3 protein-coding genes are annotated in these 2,268 nt (G+C 65.2%); all 3 read right to left on the minus strand.

Going from position 1 to position 2,268, the window contains the following annotated elements; translation table 11 throughout:
* The coding region (locus EOA86_RS31385; RefSeq protein WP_164892172.1) for a Gfo/Idh/MocA family oxidoreductase at nt 1-474 on the minus strand (474 nt) is incomplete at its 3' end.
* Between the two features lie 48 nt (nt 475-522).
* Nucleotides 523-1,287, minus strand: coding sequence for an ATP-binding cassette domain-containing protein (locus tag EOA86_RS31390; RefSeq protein ID WP_128345154.1), 765 nt, complete (start codon nt 1,285-1,287; stop codon nt 523-525).
* The coding region (locus EOA86_RS31395) for an ABC transporter permease (protein ID WP_245497434.1) at nt 1,284-2,268 on the minus strand (985 nt) is incomplete at its 5' end. The genes EOA86_RS31395 and EOA86_RS31390, both read right to left, overlap by 4 nt.

The following is a 2,268-nucleotide window of genomic DNA, read 5'->3' on the forward strand; positions in this document are numbered from 1 at the left end:
GCCCTCGGAGATCAGGTCGAAGATGCGGACATGGGTGATATCGGCGAAGTCAGGCAATTCCTCCATCGCCGCCAGGTAGGCTGGAGCGTAGCGGCGCATGTAACCGACGAAGATCGTCTTGGCGTAGTTTGTCGTCAGAGCCAGCAATTCGTCGATTTCGCGCACCGTCAGGCAGGCGGGCTTTTCCAGCAGGACATGCTTGTTCGCCTGGACGGCGGCACGGACGAAACGGCTGTGGGTCTCGTCGGACGAGAGGATGAAAACCGCGTCGATATCCGGCGAACTGATCAGCGCCTCGGCCGAATCGAAGATTGCGGCTGTCGGGTATTCGGAGCGGCACAGCGTCACGAGGCTCGGCGAAACATCATAGACGCCCGATATCAGCCAGCGGTCGCGCTGGTCGCTCAGCACCGGCAGATGGATCGACTGCGCAACCTCTCCGAGCCCCACAAGTCCGACACGGATCACCGCCACGGCAAACTCCCTTTCCAATCGTTCAATTCGTAACGAGCCGGATCGTTTCTATGCCGCGCCGGTGACGAGCGCGACAAGTTCGTTGCCGGTGGTCTCGGACGATCGGACCGTCGCCACCATCCGTCCCGCCCGCATCACCCAGATCTGGTCGGACAGGCGCCGCACCTGATCGAAATTATGGCTGACCAGGATGACGCTGACGGCCTGTTCGCGCAGCCGCCGGATCAGGGCTTCGACATTGGCCGTCTCCTGCACGCCGAGCGCCGCGGTTGGTTCGTCCATCACCACCAGCTTGGCGCCGGAACCTGCGGCGCGGCAGATCGAGATCGCCTGTCGCTGTCCGCCCGAAAGGCGCCGCACGCGCTGGCTGACCGAAGGCATGTTGATCGACAGGCGCGACAACATGGCGCGCGCCTGCTGCTTCATCGCCTTGCGGTCGAGCAGGGCGAACGGGCCGATCCGGCGCACGATCTCACGGTTGAGGAACAGGTTCTGGGCGACGGTCAATTCATCGATCAGCGCGAGGTTCTGGTGCACCGTCTCGATGCCGGCCTTGCGCGCCTCGTCGGGATTGGCGAAGGGGTGCAGCCGGCCGTCGAAGAAGATTTCGCCACCATCCGGCACATGGACGCCGACCAGGCAGCGTATCAGCGTCGACTTGCCGGCGCCATTGTCGCCGATGACAGCGGTGACCTCGCCACGGCGGGCCTGGAAGGCGACATCGGTGAAGGCGCGGATGCCGCCGAAATGCTTGCTTAGCCCTTCGCAGGCTAGGATCGCTTCGGCCGACGGCGAGTGATTGACGGCGCTCATTTCTGATACCGCATGATCAGTGCCGCCAGCACCACGATGGCGCCCACGGCGAGCGGTTGGTAGAAGGCCGAAACGCTGAGCAGCGTCAGCCCGTTGACGAGAGCGGTGAGCATCAGCGCCCCGATCGCCGGGCCGAGAATGCTGGCGCGTCCGCCGAACAGGCTGACGCCTCCCAAGACGACTGCCGCCACCGAATTGAGCAGAAGGCTAGTGTTGATCTGCGGTTCGGCCGAGCCGATGCGCGCCACCAGAAGCAGCGCGGCGATGCCTGCGCAGAATCCTGATATCGTGTAGGCGGCGATCTTGACCCGGTTGGTCCGGATGCCGAGCGAGCGGGCGCTTTCGGTCTGGCCGCCGGTCGCCAGCAGATGCACCCCGAAGCGGGTATGGAAGAGCGCGATATGCGCCACGAGAACGGCTGATATCGCCACCCAGACGGGATAGCCGAACGGCCCGAAGGAACCGGAGGCCAGCCGCAGCAGGAAGGTCGAGCCAACCATTATCGGCTCGCCGCCCGATAGGATCAGACCGAGGCCGGTGACACCCGAAAGCGTGCCGAGCGTCACCACGAAGTCGGGTATTTTCCCGGCTGTGATGAGCACGCCGTTGAGGAAACCGACCGCGCTGGTGGCGGCGACGGCCAGTACGCAGGCGAAGAAGATGCCATAGCCCGCGGCATCGACGAGGCCGAGGATGATGGCGCCCAGCATGACCGCGGCAGCCAGCGAGAGATCGATGCCGGCGGTGGCCACGACGAAGGTCTGGCCGATCGACAGCACGACCAGGATCGCCGCGGCCAGCAGCAGGGCCTGCAAATTGGCGACGCTGAGAAAGACCGGCTGGGCGATGCCGAACACGACGACGAGGCCGACGAGGCCGACGACGGAGGCCCAGTCGGCCCAGAAGGAAGGATCCAGGAGGAGAGCCGCCAGGGAGGGACGGCTCTCCTCCGCCGCGCCCGCTTCCCGCGAGGACGCGTTC

The sequence above is a fragment of the Mesorhizobium sp. M5C.F.Ca.IN.020.32.2.1 genome, from assembly GCF_004023105.1.
Classification (GTDB): Bacteria; Pseudomonadota; Alphaproteobacteria; order Rhizobiales; family Rhizobiaceae; genus Mesorhizobium; species Mesorhizobium wenxiniae.

Excerpts from the sequence above, each read along its gene's own strand:
- EOA86_RS31390 (WP_128345154.1), bottom strand. The coding sequence starts at position 1,287 with ATGAGCGCCGTCAATCACTCGCCGTCGGCCGAAGCGATCCTAGCCTGC.